The 16,597-nt window shown below is 67.6% G+C and carries 15 protein-coding genes; 10 read left to right on the forward strand and 5 right to left on the reverse strand.

Annotation, left to right across the window (positions count from 1 at the left end; translation table 11 throughout):
* Positions 1 to 25: 25 nt before the first annotated feature.
* Positions 26 to 1,864: a carbon starvation CstA family protein gene (locus tag WD430_RS11445; RefSeq protein WP_339102578.1), complete on the reverse strand. Its 1,839-nt coding sequence runs from the start codon at positions 1,862 to 1,864 to the stop codon at positions 26 to 28.
* Between the two features lie 376 nt (positions 1,865 to 2,240).
* Between WD430_RS11445 and WD430_RS11450 the strand changes: the two genes are divergently transcribed.
* Both WD430_RS11450 and WD430_RS11455 read left to right on the forward strand, forming a co-directional pair.
* Positions 2,241 to 3,113: a deoxyribonuclease IV gene (locus tag WD430_RS11450; protein WP_339102579.1), complete on the forward strand. Its 873-nt coding sequence runs from the start codon at positions 2,241 to 2,243 to the stop codon at positions 3,111 to 3,113.
* Positions 3,114 to 3,684: 571 nt separating this feature from the next.
* Positions 3,685 to 4,497, forward strand: a complete 813-nt coding sequence (locus WD430_RS11455) for a methyltransferase domain-containing protein (protein WP_339102580.1) — start codon at positions 3,685 to 3,687, stop codon at positions 4,495 to 4,497.
* Positions 4,498 to 4,554: 57 nt separating this feature from the next.
* On the opposite strand, the gene WD430_RS11460 is transcribed toward WD430_RS11455, so the two are convergent.
* Positions 4,555 to 4,803 (reverse strand): PRC-barrel domain-containing protein, encoded by a 249-nt coding sequence (locus tag WD430_RS11460; RefSeq protein WP_339102581.1) that lies wholly within the window; start codon positions 4,801 to 4,803, stop codon positions 4,555 to 4,557.
* Between the two features lie 384 nt (positions 4,804 to 5,187).
* On the opposite strand from WD430_RS11460, the gene WD430_RS11465 reads away from it, so the two are divergent.
* Together WD430_RS11465 and WD430_RS11470 are read left to right on the forward strand one after the other, a co-directional pair.
* On the forward strand, positions 5,188 to 6,171 hold the full coding sequence (locus tag WD430_RS11465; RefSeq protein ID WP_339102582.1) for an ABC transporter ATP-binding protein: 984 nt from the start codon (positions 5,188 to 5,190) through the stop codon (positions 6,169 to 6,171).
* Between the two features lies 1 nt (position 6,172).
* On the forward strand, positions 6,173 to 6,970 hold the full coding sequence (locus WD430_RS11470) for an ABC transporter permease subunit (RefSeq protein ID WP_339102583.1): 798 nt from the start codon (positions 6,173 to 6,175) through the stop codon (positions 6,968 to 6,970).
* 76 nt (positions 6,971 to 7,046) lie between these two features.
* Here the strand turns inward: WD430_RS11470 and WD430_RS11475 are convergent, their stop codons facing one another.
* The 3 genes from WD430_RS11475 to WD430_RS11485 all read right to left on the reverse strand — a co-directional run bounded on the left by WD430_RS11475 (position 7,047) and on the right by WD430_RS11485 (position 9,259).
* Positions 7,047 to 7,709 carry a hypothetical protein gene (locus tag WD430_RS11475; protein ID WP_339102584.1) on the reverse strand — a complete coding sequence of 221 codons (663 nt, stop codon included), beginning with the start codon at positions 7,707 to 7,709 and terminating at the stop codon, positions 7,047 to 7,049.
* 114 nt (positions 7,710 to 7,823) lie between these two features.
* Positions 7,824 to 8,555, reverse strand: coding sequence for a 3,4-dihydroxy-2-butanone-4-phosphate synthase (gene ribB / locus WD430_RS11480; protein WP_339102585.1), 732 nt, complete (start codon positions 8,553 to 8,555; stop codon positions 7,824 to 7,826).
* Positions 8,552 to 9,259: a DUF120 domain-containing protein gene (locus tag WD430_RS11485; RefSeq protein ID WP_339102586.1), complete on the reverse strand. Its 708-nt coding sequence runs from the start codon at positions 9,257 to 9,259 to the stop codon at positions 8,552 to 8,554. Before WD430_RS11485 ends, ribB begins: the two co-directional genes overlap by 4 nt.
* 268 nt (positions 9,260 to 9,527) lie before the next feature.
* Here WD430_RS11485 and WD430_RS11490 point away from each other — a divergent pair, with 268 nt between their 5' ends.
* The 6 genes from WD430_RS11490 to WD430_RS11515 are packed head-to-tail and all read left to right on the forward strand — an operon-like array spanning position 9,528 to position 16,515.
* Positions 9,528 to 10,691, forward strand: coding sequence for a glycosyltransferase (locus WD430_RS11490; RefSeq protein ID WP_339102587.1), 1,164 nt, complete (start codon positions 9,528 to 9,530; stop codon positions 10,689 to 10,691).
* Positions 10,688 to 11,953, forward strand: a complete 1,266-nt coding sequence (locus WD430_RS11495; protein WP_339102588.1) for a glycosyltransferase — start codon at positions 10,688 to 10,690, stop codon at positions 11,951 to 11,953. The genes WD430_RS11490 and WD430_RS11495 overlap by 4 nt, the downstream gene beginning before the upstream one ends.
* Positions 11,950 to 13,041 (forward strand): glycosyltransferase family 4 protein, encoded by a 1,092-nt coding sequence (locus tag WD430_RS11500; protein WP_339102589.1) that lies wholly within the window; start codon positions 11,950 to 11,952, stop codon positions 13,039 to 13,041. The genes WD430_RS11495 and WD430_RS11500 overlap by 4 nt, the downstream gene beginning before the upstream one ends.
* Entirely contained in the window at positions 13,038 to 14,483 is a 1,446-nt protein-coding gene (locus WD430_RS11505) for a sulfatase-like hydrolase/transferase (RefSeq protein WP_339102590.1), read from the forward strand. Before WD430_RS11500 ends, WD430_RS11505 begins: the two co-directional genes overlap by 4 nt.
* Complete coding sequence (locus WD430_RS11510) at positions 14,480 to 15,601, forward strand: sulfatase-like hydrolase/transferase (RefSeq protein WP_339102591.1); 1,122 nt, start codon at positions 14,480 to 14,482, stop codon at positions 15,599 to 15,601. Before WD430_RS11505 ends, WD430_RS11510 begins: the two co-directional genes overlap by 4 nt.
* Positions 15,598 to 16,515, forward strand: coding sequence for an alkaline phosphatase family protein (locus WD430_RS11515; RefSeq protein ID WP_339102592.1), 918 nt, complete (start codon positions 15,598 to 15,600; stop codon positions 16,513 to 16,515). The genes WD430_RS11510 and WD430_RS11515 overlap by 4 nt, the downstream gene beginning before the upstream one ends.
* The last annotated feature ends 82 nt before the right edge of the window (positions 16,516 to 16,597 follow it).

The raw sequence follows: 16,597 nt of genomic DNA on the forward strand, positions 1-16,597 counted from the left end.
AAAAACGGAAACGAAACGGCAGGTTCTAGTCGTCGCCCGGTTCGGCCGCGGGTCGTTCGGGTCCGCTCCGAACGCTTCGAATGTTCTCGTACCCCAACTTGACGAGCGCGAGCGCCAGGCCGATGAGCACGAGCCCGAGAACCATCTGTACGCCCGCGGAGATCTGTTCGCCGAAGGTCCCCGCGCCACCCTGAATCAGATTCAGGTAGAGGTTCTCGTAGAACACGAGGATCGAGAGCCCGAGGACGGTGATCGTGACCATGATCGCCATCGGGACGCCGGTCGAAACGAGTTGTTTGTTGTCGTCCCAGTTGGCCAGCCAGACGGTCGCGGTGAGCAGCGCCAGCGCCGCGAGCAGCTGATTCGCACCACCGAAGAGCTGCCAGAGGACGACCCACTGGCCGGAGACGACGAGCAGGTACGCCGGGACGATCTGAACGATCGGGTTCGTGTACCGACCGCGTGCGATCGAGCGCGGATCCATGTTCAGTCCCGTATCGGTCCGCCCAGCCGGCGTGCCGACGATCTCTTCCATCATGTATCGGCCGAGACGGACGGCCGTGTCGGTCGACGTGAGCAGGAAGCTACAGAGGACGAGCGCCATGAACACGGCGCCGACGGTCTCGGAAACGCCGAGACTCGTGAGGATGATGCCGCCCCCTTCGGCGAAGTTCGGAAGCGCAGCACCGATTCCGCCCGCGGGATCGGCGAAGCCTGCCACTGCGAGGGTCGAGAGTGCGACCGCCGCGAGGAGCCCTTCGCCGAGCATCCCGCCGTATCCGATCAGCCGAGCGTCAGTCTCGTTATCGAGCTGTTTGGCGGTCGTCCCGGACGAAACCAGCGAGTGGAATCCGCTGATCGTCCCGCAAGCGATCGTGATGAACAGGAGCGGGAACAGCGGCGCGAGTCCGGCGGCCTCGACGCCCCAGAACCCCTCGAACGCGCCGATGGAACTGTCGATGACGAGCGGGCTGGACGACGTTCCGAGGAACGTCCCGACGACGATCGCGACGACCGCCCCACCGACGCCGGTGTACAGCAGGAACGACGACAGGTAGTCGCGCGGCTGGAGCAACACCCACACCGGCAGCGCGCTCGCGACCGCGGCATAGACCATGACGATCGGGATCCATCCCGCGGTGTTACCGCCGAGCGCGGCCGCACCGGGCACCCAGTCGCCGGCTCCGCCGAACAGCACGATCGTTCCGGCCGGGTAGTCGCCGGCGAACAGCGCCAGCGGGTACTGGAGCCCCACCCAGACGGCCGCGAAGACGCCCGCGACGAACAGAATCGTCCCGGGGATGAACGGACCGTTGAACTGGTACAGGTAGACGCCGAACACCAGTGCGAGCCCGATGTAGAGTAGCGACGCCGTTACCACCTGTGGATACGCGTTGAAGACGATCCCGACGACCAGCGCGAACACTGCCACGACGAGCATGATCGTCAGGAACGCGAACCACAACAGCATGTTTTTGCCGCCCTCTCCCACGTACTCCCCGATCATGTAGCCGATCGACTTCCCCTCGTGGCGGAGACTGCCCGACAGCGAGACGAAGTCGTGGACGGCCCCCATCAGGGGATTCCCGATGGCGATCCACAGCAACGCGGGAACCCACCCCCAGATGGCACCGGCCGTGATCGGTCCGACGATCGGGGCACCGCCCGCGATACTCGAGTAGTGATGCCCCAACAGGACCGGTTTCTTCGACGGCACGTACTCCTGCCCGTCTTCGTACTTGTGCGCCGGCGTCTCCGCCTCTTCGTCGAGTTCGACGAACTGCGTGAGATACCGCGAGTATCCCACGTAGCCGGCGGTGAACGTCACCAGTACTGCCGCGATGATCCAGATTACTTGAGTCATGGTACCTCTAGGCAAATCGAGGGGGACGGATAACCTTAATTGTTGTTTGTCTTTATTGGCGGAGATCGACCGTCTTTTTCAAATCTCAAACGCGGTGTCATGACCTATTATTGATATTACATATAGGTCGTGCACACGGAATCGGGTTAGTTCGTCGGCACAGTTCCGGGAATATTCCCTCGAGACGAGGGATCGACACTACCTGATACGCGGAAGCTGATTCCGCGGATTGACGCCGGTGGCGCCGATCGACCGTGACCGGCCACCGGACCGAGGACCGTCCGGCGCCTCCGCCGGTTCCGGCCCGTGCCACGAACTCCCGCGATCGGTTCCGGAAACCAGTATACCTATCACGAACCGGTACTGACGGGCGTCCATGAAGGTCGGCGCACACGTATCCATCTCCGGCTCGCGCGTCTCTTCCGACGACGAAACGCCGCCGTACGACGACGTTCGGAACGCGGTCCACCGCCAGCGGGCGTTCGGCGGAAACTGCGGACAGATATTCACCACCTCGCCGCAGGTCTGGGCACAGCCGGAGCTCAGCGACGAGGCAGCCGACGGCTTCCGCGAGGAGAGCGACGAGAAACTCGAGGGGCCGTGGGTGATCCACTCGGCGTACCTGGTCAACCTCTGTACGCCCAAAGACGACCTCCGACGGAAGTCCAAGGAGAGTATGCAAGCGGAGCTCGACGCCGCCGAGCGGCTGGGAATCCCGTACGTCAACGTCCACCTCGGCGCGCACACGGGTGCCGGCGTCGAGGGCGGTCTCGACAACGCGGCGAGCCTGATCGACGAACTCGACGTGCCCGAGGGCGTCCAGATCCTCATCGAGTCCGACGCGGGCAGCGGGACCAAGCTGGGCGGCGAGTTCGAGCACCTCGCGGGGATCATCGACCGCACCGAGACCGATATCGGCATCTGCATCGACACCGCCCACACGCTGGTCGCCGGCAACGACCTCACGACCCCCGAAGCCGTCGACGAGACCGTCCAGCGGTTCGACGACGAGGTCGGCCTCGAGTACCTCAAATACATCCACCTCAACGACTCGAAACACGACGTCGGCACCCACAAGGACGAACACGCCCACATCGGCGAGGGCTACATCGGCGAGGACGGAATGCGCGCGATCGTGAATCATCCCGACCTGCGAGATCTCCCGTTCGCGCTCGAGACGCCGACCGAGGACGGTCGCGGCTTCGAATGGAACATCGAGAAGGTCAAAGAGCTGCGAGATTCGAGCTGAGCGCGGTTCGGAGCGAACGAACTGAGAGAGAACCGCGGAAGCGCGAACGGCGAGTGTAGCGAGCCGTGAGCGAGTGAACCGAGCGAGGATCTCGAGGTCGCGAGCGGGGAGCGTAGTGACCCGCGAGCTGCGAGATTCGAGCTGAGCGCGGTTCGGAGCGAACGAAGCGAGCGAGACGCTTCTTGGGAGCGTTTATTTCCTACAGTCGTCGATTGGTACTTCGATCAAAACGGACGGTGAAGAGCACTGTCCCGTGATCGTGGCAACGGGGAATCGCCACACCCTCCCCAGCCGATTCGCTCGTTCCGTCCAGTCACTCGCTCATCCAACGGAAGACGCGGAGCGTCTTCCGAGCCGTTCGCTCGCTGTGCTCGCGAAGACCTCGCGCAGTATCGGCGGCCGCCCGCACTGCGGTTCGGGCGGCCGACAGCGCCCGCCACCGCACGTCGGACGGGCAGATTGCAGTCGTCTCGAGAGCCACGACGCCGACCGGCACCGCTGTCCGACTTCCGACGGCTACCAAGCGTCGAAAATCGACCCGTTTTTACTCGAGACCGACGTACGACGGCTCGTGCGCGAGTTCTCCGAGGACTACCTGCGCCGGACCCGCGAGGGGATGTGGGACGACTCCCGCGAGGCCCTCGAGCCCCTCGCTCTCGACTCCCGCCAGCGAGTTCTGGACGTCGGCTGCGGCACCGGCGAGCTGAGCCGCGTCCTCCGCGAGGAGACACCCGACGACGCCACCGTCGTGGGCTGTGACGTCGACCGCGAGTTGCTCGAGATCGCGGCCGATCACGACGACCCCGTTCCCGTCGTCGCCGGCGACGCGCTCCGACTGCCCTTCGCCGACGACAGCTTCGACCTCGTGGTCTGTCAGGCGCTGTTGATCAACCTACCCGATCCCGCGGCCGCCGTCGCGAAGTTCGCCCGCGTCTCGACGGATCTCGTCGCGGCGGTCGAACCGAACAACGCCACCGTCGAGATCGACTCGAGCGTCGACCGCGAGGACCGCCTCGAGCGGCGGGCCCGCAGCGCCTACCTCGACGGCGTCGCGACGGACGTCGCGCTCGGCGCCGACGCCCGAACGGCGTTCGAGGACGCCGGCCTCGAGGTGTGCGAGACGCGTCGGTACGATCACGTCCGGACGGTCGAACCGCCCTACAGCGAGATGGCGCTGCTCGCGGCCCGGCGGAAGGCGACCGGCGCGGGGCTGGCCGACGACCGCGAGACGATGCTCTCGGGGCGGCTCACCGAGGCGGAGTACGACGACCTCCGGAGCGCGTGGCGCGAGATGGGACGCGACGTGATCGAGCAGATGGAAGCGCGGGAGTACCGCCGCGAGGAATCGGTGCCGTTTTTCGTCACGGTCGGGCGGGTTCCCTGACCGGCCTCGAGGGACGGTCGGTAGTCGCGCGCGTCCGCCGCGTCCCCACCGGCGCCCTCAGCGGCTCGATCGAACGATGATCTGATCCTTCACGGTCTCGATGCGATCGACCGGGATCCACAGTCGATCGTCGTCGTCGGATCGTCCGGCCGCCGTCGCCGGGGATCCGTCACCGGGTTCGACGACGAGGTCGAGCAGCGCACCGGACTCGGGGTCCATGGTCACGGTGTGGAGCCGGCCGAAGATCTTCCCGTCCGTTCCGACGATGCGTTTTCCGCTCAGGTTTCGTGCGAGCATCTCGCTCATACGTCCCCGGGCCACATCCCACCATAAATGAGTTCGGTTGTTCCTCACCGAGAGACTGCCGGACGAGAACGACAGTCTCGGCGGGGACATCGGGGCGTTCGGACGAGTTAGCGCTGTTCCAGCGGCGAGACGACGTTCAACGGCACGAGGATATCCCCCTCACGAGAAGCGCGAGAACGGCGACCATCGCGGCGCGGGCGATCGGCGCCCGTCGATCAGGGGTACGTATCATACTCGAGAGCGTAGCCGCGACCGGGATAGCCGTCGGTCTCCGCTCGAGTCGATCGGCCGTTCGCCTCACCAGGGTCGAGAACGCCTCGAGCGACCGCAATCGGCTCGGCGGTGACTGCGGGTTACATGTGAACGCGACGCGAACGTTCCGTCATGGCGGCGATCGAACTCGAGGGGCTCACCAAGGACTACGGCGAGGTGCTGGCCAACGACGACGTGACGTTCGCCGTCGAGCGCGGCGAGATATTCGGCTACCTCGGGCCCAACGGGGCCGGAAAGACCACGACGATCCGGACGCTGCTGGGCCTGCTCTCGCCGACGGCGGGGACGGCGCGCGTGCTCGGCCGCGACGTCACCGACGAGGACGCCCTCATCGAGGCCAAACGCCGGCTGGGCTATCTGCCGGACGCCCCCGCGTTCGACGAGACCGCGACGGGTCGCGAGGTCCTCGAGTTACACGCCGCGATCAAGGGCGACGAGCGCAGCGCGGCGTTGCTCGACCTGTTCGAGCCGCCCCTCGAGCGGCCGGTCCGTGACTACTCGCACGGCAACGTCCGCAAGCTCGGGCTCGTGACGACGTTCATGCACGATCCGGAGCTGGTGATCTTGGACGAGCCGACGAGCGGCCTCGATCCGCTGATCCAGCACCGCTTCGCCGAGTTCCTCCGCGAGGAACGCGAGCGCGGCGTCACGGTGTTCTTCTCCTCGCACGTCCTGAGCGAGGTCCGGCGGCTCTGTGACCGCGTGGGGATCATCCGGAACGGCCGCCTCGTGACCGTCGAGCCCGTCGAGTCGCTGCTCGACCGCAGCGGGAAGGTCGTTCGACTGCGCGCCGCGGCGTCGATCCCCCGCGAGGCGCTCGCGCTCGACGGCGTCCACGACCTCGAGACGAGCGTCGTTCGCACCGGCAGCGACGGTGACGATGCTGACGACGCGACGGCGGTCACCGAGTGCGCGTTCACCTTCACCGGCGACGTCAACGCGTTGCTCGCGCGCCTGCGGGAGTACCGGTTGCTCGATCTGTCGATCGAGGAGGCGCCGCTCGAGGACGTCTTCATGCGGTTCTACGGCGACGGCGAGAGCTCCGCCGAGCCGGCGTCCGGAGCGGAACTAGCCGAGCGAACGGAGGACGACTGAGATGTTCGAACTCGCCCGCTACGACGGTCGACAGCGGGTCAGGGGCAGTCTCTATCTCTCGATCGCCATGTCGCTGCTGGCGGTCGTCGTCGTCTGGATCTATCCGTCCTTCAGCGGCTCGTTCGACGACGTCGACGAGGAGTTCCTGCGGGCCTACCCCGAAGGGGTCGTCCAGCTGTTCGACATCCGAACGATGGCCTCCCTCGAGGGCTTTCTCGCCTTCGAACTCTACGTCTTCGGCTGGACGATCCTGCTGGGGCTCTACCTGGCCTACCTGGGGGCCGGAACGATCGCTGACGACGTCGAGCGCGGCCGGATGGACGTCTTGCTGTCGATGCCGATCTCGCGGGCCCGAACCGTCGCGGAGAAGTTCGCCTCGCTGGCCGTCCCGATCGTCGTCGTCAACGTCGTCACCCCGATCGTCGTCCTCGCGGCGGCGACGCTGGTCGGCGAGCCGATTTCCGCCGCGGATCTGGTGGCGCTCCACGCCCTCTCGATTCCGTACCTCTTCGCCTGCGGCGCCATCGGGCTGGTCGCCTCCGTCGCGGTCGACCGCGTCGGGATCGCCCAGCGACTCGCCCTCGGGGTCACGTTCGGCCTCTTCATGCTCGAGTCCCTCCTGGACGGCACCGACTACGAGGCGATCGGCGCCGTCGCTCCCATGCGGTACTTCGATCCCAACGCCGTGTTGCTCGAGAGTTCGGTCGATCCCGTCCACGCCGGAATCCTGGTCGCGATGACCCTCGTCCTCGTCGTCGTCAGTCAGCGCTGGTTCGAACGGATCGATATCGCCTCGTGAGACGGCTATCTCCTCGACGTTCGGGACCGCGGATCGGTGAGCGACGATGTCCCGATAGGCGAGGAACACCCCGGTTTCAGTCGGCGTTATCGCTCGATCGGTCGCTCTCGAGTCCGGCGCTGACGCAGTCGTCGCCGAGCGGACAATCGCTGCATTCGGGATTCCGCGGTGTACAGACGTCGGCCGCGAAGTCCAGCATAGCGTACAGGAAATCGCTGCTCCGATCGGACGGTGCGATCTCGTCCGCGAGAACGGCGATCGCGTCCGAATCGCGCTCGAGACCGAAGAACCGAGAGATCAACCGCCGGACGTTCGTGTCCACTGCCGAGACGTTTTCTCCGAACGCGTGAACCGCCACTGAGCGCGCGGTGTACGCTCCGACGCCGTGGAGCTTCGCGAGCTCGGACCGACAGCGGGGAATTCGTCCCGAGTGACGAGCGAGCAGTTGTCCCGAACACCGTTCGATGAACTCCGCGCGCTTCGAGAGGCCGAGCGGTGCGATCCGATCCTCGATCTCGTCCGACGGGGCGGCGACGACGGTCTCGGGAGTCGGATACCGCGCCACGAAGGGAACGTACGCCCCGGATACGGCGGCCGCGGTCGTCCGCTGGAGCAGGATTTCCGCGATAAGCAGTTCGTAGGGCGACCGTCCGGTCGCACGCCACGGGAGACCGTGTCGACCGTGTTTCCCGTACCAGCGGAGCAGTGGACCGGTGAGCGGTCGAGAACTCGAGGGCATGAGGTACCCTGTCGCGGTATCGGTTAAATACGTGAGGACGGTGAGCGACGTTTCGGAAACGGTCGACCCGATCTCCGGGCGAACGAGTCCGTGTTCAGTCGTCGATCGGAAGCGTTACCCCAGTCGCTCGAGGACCTCGCTGCCCTCGAGATAGGCGAAGCCGTGCCGATCAGCGTAGGCGCGGGCGTCGACGGGCGTCATCGCCTCACCGGTCTCGTCGTCTAACATCTCGCAGACGACGACGGCCGACGGGAGGTCGGCGGCCTCGGCCAGCGCGATGCCGAGTTCGGTGTGGCCCTCCCGCTGTGCGAGCAGGTCGGGCGCGGCCTTCAGCAGGTGGACGTGGCCGGGGACGCGGAACTCCGCGGCGAAGTCGGTCTCCGCGGGCGCGGCGGCGGCCTCGCCCAGCGCCCGAATCGTCGTCGAGCGGTCGTTGTCGGTGATTCCGGTGTAGGTGTCGCGGTGGTTGACCGTCAGCGAGAACGACGAGCGCTCGTCGTAGCCGAGTTCGTGGTCGCCGGTCGCGGGGTGGTCGACCGCCTCGCCGTAGAAGGGGAGGTCGAACGCCTCGGCGACCTCGTGGCCCAGCGCGACGCAGACGAGGCCGCCCGCGTCGTTTCGCAGGCGGGCGACGGCCTCGGGCGTGACGCTGTCGGCGTGGTAGATCAGGTCCGTCTCGCCCTCGCGGTCGGCCGCGTCGTGGACCAGTACCGGCTCGCCGGCCCGCAGCGACTCGAGGGCGTCGTCGACGGCGTCGGCCCGCGCGGTCCGGCCGGTGCCGCCGTCGGCGCTCGCGTTCGGCTCGCCGTCGGCGGTCGATCGCGGCCCGGCGTGGTGGCCCGTCATTCGCGACCACCCACGTAGACGACGACGTGGTCGTCGTCCTCGAGGCCGAGTTCCTCGCGGAGCTTGTCCGGGGCGATGACCTCCAGCTGGTCCTCGTCGTGGTGGGTCCGCTCGGGCGCGATGATGTGTGCGGTCTCGTACCGACGGCCGTCGGCCGTCTCGATCGTCGCGGGATGGCAGACCGCGGGGCCGTAGGTCCGGTCCTCGTCCTCCCAGCCGTCGATCGGTACCGGCTCGAGCGACGACATGGCGCCGCGCCGGCGGACGCTGTCGTCGCGCAGGTCGACGTTCAGCGTGCCGGGGAACGGCTCGTAGCCCAGTCGGTCCTCGAACTGGCGCTGGTAGCCCGGCAGGGAGATGTAGTGGCGGCCCTCGCCCATGCCGCTGGTGACGGTGCCGTCGAGTTCGATCTCCGAGTCCGTCTCGAAGATGCGACGGTAGTCCTCGTACTCGGCGTGGAGCGCGTGCTCGCCGTCGTCGGTGATCGCCACCCACTGGCCGTCGCTGACCGTGTCGCGCTCGAGCAGGCCCGCGCTCTCGAGGCGCTGGAGCCGACGCGATGCGGTCTGGTTCGACGCCTCCAGTCGATCCGCGAGGTGAGAACAGGAGATCTTCACGTCGCCCTCGAGACCGCCCTCGAGCGCGAGCAGTTTGAGCACGGCGAGTTCGTCGTGCCCGACGGCGGACTCAGCTGAGACTGACATACCCGAGCCTACGGGCGTATTCCCTAAAAGCATACCGAATGTGGCATGCGTACCAAAACTGAGATGGCGTTGTCGAGCGTTTATCGCGTGTTCCGAGATTCCGCGCGCGGCGCAAAAAGCCACCGGTCCGACGGAGCGGAAGCGAGTCGCGTTCCGCGTTCGACCCGCACCGCCGAAATTCAGGCGGCTCGACATCGCAACGACGTTCCTTGCACAATGCAAGCCGTCCGGTTTTACCGCGGTCTGTTGAGCGTTTAGCCGTACTTGCATGAAGCGTCTCGTCGAGGCCCTATTCGGACTGGTTGCACTAACGGGCCTCCCGTACCTGATCTACCTGGGAGCGTACTATCTCCGGCGGCCGTCGGGCACGCCCGCGAACACGCAGCCGCGAGAGCCGTCGGTCAGCATCGTCCTGCCGACGTACAACGAGGCCGCCATCGTCGAATCGAAACTCGAGGAACTGGTCGAACTGGACTACCCGATGGAGAAGGTCGAGATCGTCGTCGTCGACTCGAGCGACGACGGCACGGCCGAATTAGTCGAGACCTTCTTCGCGGGCCGTCCGGAGCCGGAACTGACGCTCATCCGCGAGGACGAGCGGCGCGGGCTCGCGACCGCGCTGAACGAGGCCTACGCCGCCGCGGACCACGAGGTCGTCGTCAAGACCGACTGCGATTCCCGGCTGGCGCCCGACGCCGTCCGGACGGCGGTCGCGAACCTCGCCGACCCCGACGTCGAGGCGGTGACCGGCCGCAACGCCGACGTCATCGGCGGCAGCGAGGTCGAACAGAGCTATCGGGACATCCAGACGATGATCCAGATCCTCGAGTCCCACATCGACTCGACGCTGATCTTCCACGGCCCGTTCTCGGCGTTCGAGCGCGACGCCATCGTCCCGATCGACGAGGACTCGATCGCCGACGACAGCGAACTCGCCCTGAAGATCCGTCGCAACGGCGGCCACGTCGTCTTCGATCCGGACATCCACTACCAGGAGGCCGCCCACTCCGAGTTCGGCAAGCGCCGCGAGCAGAAGGACCGCCGCGCGATGGGGCTGTTGCGCCTGCTGTGGCGCCAGCGCGACGCGCTCGGCCGTCACGGTAACTACGGCCGCGTCGTCCTGCCCTTCAACTGGTGGTTCATGGTCGTCTCGCCGTGGCTCGTCGGCGCCGGCCTCGCGCTGGCGACGCTCGGCTCGCTGGCGGTCCTCGGTCCCGCCGGACTGCTCACGCCGGTCGGAATCCTCGCCTTCACGGCACTTGGCTCGCGGGACGCCCTCGGCCCGCTCCAGCCGCTGTACTCGCTGTTCGACACCCAGATCTCGCTGCTGCGCGCGAGTCTGTCCCTCATCCGGGCACGCGCCGACGGCGACGAGGAGACCCACGACGGCACCTGGTCGACCGACGACGAACTCCGGGAGGTGTTACAGTGACCGACGCCGACACCGACGCGGACGTCGCCATCCTCCACGACCGATTCCCCGGCATCGGCGGCGGCGAGGAGTTCGCCATCGAGGCCGCCCGCGTTCTCGAGGCGCCGATCTACACGACCTACGTCGCCGACGGGACCGAGATCCCCGACGACGTCACGGTGATCCCGTTCCAGCAGGCGAAGTACACCTCGCTGCCGTGGCGTCCGTTCCTCGAGTGGAAGAACGAGGGGATGAACCCCCTCGAGACGCTCAACGTGGCGCTGGACATGACCGACGCTCACCCCGCGTTGACGGAGTACGACGTGATCCTCGAGAGCGCGCCGCTCTCGAAGTACTACGTCCCCGAGGTGGGCCAGCGGATCGTTCACTACCCTCACAGCCCGCCGCGGTGGCTGTACGACCTCTATCGCGACCGCCTCTCCGGGTTCGAGGCGCCGTTCGTCGAGACCGGGCTCAAGGCCTACGCGAAGGGCTGGCGTGCGCTGGACAAGGAGGCCAACGACTACGTCGATCAGTTCGTCGCGAACAGCGAACTCGTCCGCGATCGGATCCGGCGGTTCTACGACCGCGACGCGACGGTCGTCTACCCGCCGGTGACCGGCGATTGGCGCAACGAGGGCGACGACGGCTACTTCGTTACCTGGTCCCGTCTCGCCCCCGAGAAGCGGATCGACACGATCGCGAAGGCGTTCGCGGGACTGGACGAGCGGCTCGTGATCGCCGGCGACGGCGAGCAGCGCGAGCAACTCGAGGCGTTCGCCGAAAACTACGACAACATCGAGGTCCGGGGCTACGTCGAGGACATCGAGTCGCTGGTCGCTCGGGCCACCGCGGTCGTCTACGCCCCGAAGCAGGAGGACTTCGGCCTCGTCGGGGCCGAGGCCATGATGGCCGGGAAACCCCTGCTCGGCGTGAACGAGGGATTCACGCGCTACCAGGTGCAGGGCGGCCGGACCGGCCTGCTCTTCGAACCGACCGTCGAGTCGATCCGCGAGACGGTCCGACGGTTCGATCCCGACGACTTCGACGCGACCGAGATCCGCGCGGAAGCCAGACGCTACGAGTACGACCGCTTCGCGGCCGGCCTGCGCGAGGTCGTCGCGGAGACGGCGGCGACCGAGATCGACGTGCCGGATCCGGAGTCAGGGTCGGAGCCGCGGCCGGGGACGGAACTCGAGCCGGAATCGGACCGCGAAGACGCGACTCGATCGGGCGAACAGCGACGCGGCGACGAGCGCACCGAGGAGGTGGCCGATCAGTGACGGCGAGCACGACCGCTCGCGATCGGGGCGACGACTCGAGAGCGCGGACGGACGCCGAGCCGTCGCGTCCGACGGAGTCGGGCTCGGCCGATCGGTGTCTGCTCTACCAGAACAGCGACGCCCACCCCGCGCATCGAGTGTTCGCCGACGCCGTCGGCGCCGATCGGCGCCACTTCGAGACCGGGCGACCGCCCGAATCGGGCGGCAACACCGAGCGAATCGTCGATCGGCTTCGGACCGCCGGGACGCTCCCGGCGTACGACACCGTCATCGCGGAGGGGAGCGCGCCGCTCCAGACCGGGCTCGCGTACAAACTGCGCCACCCGGGGACGACGCTCGTCTACCTCGCCGCCGACGAGACGTTCTACACGCTGGCCGAGCGGCCGACACGGTACCTCTGGCAGGGGCTCAAGCCGCTCTCGAGCCGGCTGCTGGACGGCGTGATCGCGGTCGGCAGGGACGCCTACCGCTGGGGGCGACCGTACCTCGGTGACGTCCCGGTCGCGTACGTCCGACCCCCGATCGGCGACGCGAAGTACGAACGGCTCGCGTCGCTCTCACCGAACTCGCCGCGGGACCCCTTTACGATCCTCTCGGCGGGCGAGGCCAAGCCGGCCAACGGCTACGATCGACTGGCGCGTGCGGTCGGGCGATTCGCCCGCACCGTCGACGCCGACGTGCGACTGGTCGTCCTCGGCGAGGGCCACGAGGCGGAAGGGTACGCAGACAGATCCCACGTCCTCACGCCCGGGTTCGTCGACCTCGATACCTTCGCCGACTGGTTCGGCCGCGCGAGCGTCTACGTCCAGTCCTCTCGGGGCGACGCGTTCCCCGTCGCCGCGCTCGAGGGGATCCTCTCGGGCACGCCGACGGTGGTCACCGAGGCGACCGGCGTTCGGGAGCTGTTGCCTGAACGACAGGTGATTCCACCGACCGAGGCGGGCCTGTTAGCGGGCCTGCGGGACGTCTTCGAGCGGTCGCCAGCGGAACGGGAGGCCGCTGCTAGCGAGCAACGAGACCTCGTCTCCGATCTGACCGAATCGAATCAAGGGAAACGCTTCGGCGCCGCGCTGGAGGCACTCGCATGACCGGAACGGACCGACCGAACATCGTCGTCGTCTGTCTGGACACCGTCAGGAAGGACGTGTACGACCGATTCGCGACCCGACTCCGAGAGCGGGCGTCCGTCCGCTTCGAGGGAATGCGGGCGCTCGGCGGCTGGAGCGTCCCGAGTCACGCCGGGATGCTGACGGGCGCTCTCCCGTCGGAAACGGGCGTCCACGCCCACCAGCGTCGGTTCGATCCGATCGACGCCGAGGACACCTGGATCGCGCCGCTCGAGCGACAGGGGTACGAGTCGGTCTGCGTCACGTCGAACATCTACGCCAGCCCCGTCTTCGGGTTCGACCGCTTTTTCGATCGGACGGTTCCCATCTCGCCGAGCCGCAGACTCCCGGAGGGGATGGACGTTCAAGAACACATCTCCGATCGGTCGGCCGAGGGCGTGGAAGCGTACGCCGACTTCGTCCGCGAGGCCCTCGAGCACGACCACCCGCTGCGCTCACTGGCCAACGGCGTTCTCCTCAAGCTGGACGACGTGAGTCGGAAGCTCCCGATCGAGAAGCCGACCGACTTCGGCGGCCGGGCGATCGCTCGCACTCTCGAGCGCGAGGTCACCGAGCCCGACGGGCCGGTGGTCGCCTTCGCCAACCTCATGGACGCCCACGGGCCCCACACCGCGTTCCGCGGGCTGGACGACTCGATTCATGGCGTCTCGGCCGACTTCCACTCGAGTTCGTTCCGGGACTCGGACGTCAACGTCGCAGACGGGCTCGGCGCGTACGAATCGGACGTCGAGCGCGTCCGTCGGCTCTACGCCGCGACGGTCGACTACCTCGACCGGGTCGTTACCGATCTCATGGACGCGTTAGCGCGCGAGGACGACCGCGAGTCGATCCTGATCGTGACGGCCGACCACGGCGAAAACCTCGGATACGAATCCGACGGCTACCTCATGAACCACATGAGCAGCCTCTCCGAAGGACTGTTACACGTTCCGTTCGACGTCGTAGCCACCGACGACAGCGCCCTCGAGGTCGAAGGGAAGACTCCCGTCGACGTGAACGGACTCAGCTCCCACGCCGACCTCGGTGACGCGGTCCGCTCGCTCGCGGGCGAGGACCCGTTCGACCCGTTCGCCCTCGAGCGCGAGCGCGCCCGCGCCGAGATCGTCGGCTCCGGCTCCGGCATCCCGGAGGGCGGCGACGAGTCCTACTGGGACCGAGGCCAGCGGGTCGTCTACGAGGGCGACCGGAAGTACTACCGCGATCAGCTCGGCGACGAGGCCGTCTACGACGTCTCCGGGCCGCCGTCGAAACAGGTCGAACTGCCCGACGAGACGGTTCCGGACGGGCTCTTCGAGTCCGCCTTCGGCGACTGGGTCGCCGACGAGGAGCGCGACGGACGGGACCATGCCGAGGAGGTCGACGCCGCGAGTCGCGCGCGACTGGAGGATCTGGGATACCTATGACCGAACACACGACGGACACGACCCTGCTAGTCACGGTGGATTCGCTCAGGACAGATCACGTCCAGTACATGCCACATACCCTGGAGTTTCTGGACGACACCCACGACGCCGCGTTCGCCACGAGCACCGCGACGCCCGGCAGCTTCCCGGCGATCATCGGCGGGGAGTATCCGGCCGGGAACGGCCTCGAGGCCGACGCCAGCGTCGTCCACGAGTTCGACGCCCACTGCGTCGGGGTCACGACGAACCACCTGCTGTCCGCGGAGTACGACTACGCGGCCGGCTTCGACTCGTTCACGTCGCCGAAGGGCGGCGGCGAGTCGCTGAAGGACAAGGGGGCAATCTTGCTCGAGCGCGGTTCGCTCCCCTACAAGGTCGCCAGCTGGGGCTACAACCGGTACCAGCAGCTCCGGAGCTACGTCGAGGAGACCGAGAAGTCGTTCCGTCCCGCGGACGACGTCGTCGACCAGTTCCTGACCGAAGTCGACGGCCGCGACGAGTGGTTCGGCTGGCTCCACTTCATGGAGCCCCACCACCCGTACGACCCCGACGGCGCGAACGTCGACCGGGCTGAGGCACAGCGAGTCACCCGCCGCGTCCTCTCGGACCGCGGCTCCGAGGAGGACGAGGCCCTCGTCCGGGACCTCTACCGTCAGGAGATCGCGGAACTCGACGCGGCCCTCGAGTCCCTCTGGGACGCGATCCCCGACGACACGCGCGTCGTCTTCTGTGGCGATCACGGCGAACTGCTCGGCGAGGACGGACTGTGGGGCCACCCCGGCGAGATGCGCCCCGAACTGCTGAACGTCCCGTTCGGCACGCGCAACGCCCCCGACGTCGGCGAGGTCGTCTCCCTGATCGACGTGCCGACGGTCCTGACCGGCGCCGAACACCGCCAGGGGACGCTCGATCGCGAGATCGCCTTCGCGGCCTACGGGGACCGAAAGGCCGCGATGACCGCCGACCACATCGCGACGGCGGACGGCACGTATCGACTCGACGACGGCGAACCGGTCGACGATCCGACCCTCGAGCGCGAACTCGAGCGGTTCGATCCCGCCTACGTCGTCAAGGAAGAGGCGCTGCAGGAGGATCTGGAGGACTTGGGATACGCATGACGGTGATCGTACTGGCGCTGGACGCCCTCGATGCCGGACTGATCGACCACTTCGGTCTCGACTCGTTCCGCCTCGAGTCGGGCGGCGAGATCGAGACGTTCGCGAACACGCAGGACGTCCCGTACACGCCGGAGGTCTGGGCGACCGTCGCGACCGGGCTCGAGCCGGCCGAGCACGGGATCACCGGCGGCGGCACGAGCGAGTGGGAGAACCCCGCGCTCGACCTCGCCTCGACGGTCACCGGCCACCTCGACGAGTCGACGCGGGGGACGCTGGGTAAACTCGTTCGCTCTCGGACCGGCGAGCGCGAGCGCATCGGCGAGACGGACCGCGAGTCGATGTTCGACGCCGACGACGCGGTTGTCCACAACTGGCCGGGCGTCCACGACGGGCAGCCGCTCCAGCGGGCCTGGGACCTGATGAACGCCGTCGCAGAGGGGATGCCCCGCAGCGAGTTCGAGCGCGAACTGTTCGGGCTCTGCGCCCAGCAGTTCGGCTGGGCCCGCGAGATGCTCGAGCACCCGGTCTCGATCGCCGGCGTCCACGTCCACACGCTGGACGCGGCGGGCCACGCCTACGCCGACGACGAGGACGCGCTGGGCCGCGCCTACGAGCGCGTCGGCGAGTTCGTCGACGAGATCGTCGCTGCCCTCGGCGAGGGCGACGAACTCCTCGTCGTCAGCGACCACGGCATGCGAACCGAGTTCTATCCGCCCGACGCGGGCGAGAAGCCGGCGAGTCACTCCTGGCGCGCGTACGCGAGTTCCACGGCGGACACCCATCCGGAGTCGGTCTACGACGTACGACGATGGGTGGAGGAGCGCGCGGCGGCGTCCGGGGCGAACGCGTCTGACGGCGACGAGGGAATCGACATGCCGACCGAGCGCCTGCGCGAACTCGGCTACCTCGAGTGACCGCTAGCACCGACCCGCTCGGCCGTCAGTCAGCGTCTCGATCGGTATCAATGGCTTCCGTGTCGTTCCGGCTGACCGACCG

Origin of the sequence: Haloterrigena sp. KLK7, assembly GCF_037914945.1 — an archaeon.
Lineage (GTDB): Archaea > Halobacteriota > Halobacteria > Halobacteriales > Natrialbaceae > Haloterrigena > Haloterrigena salinisoli.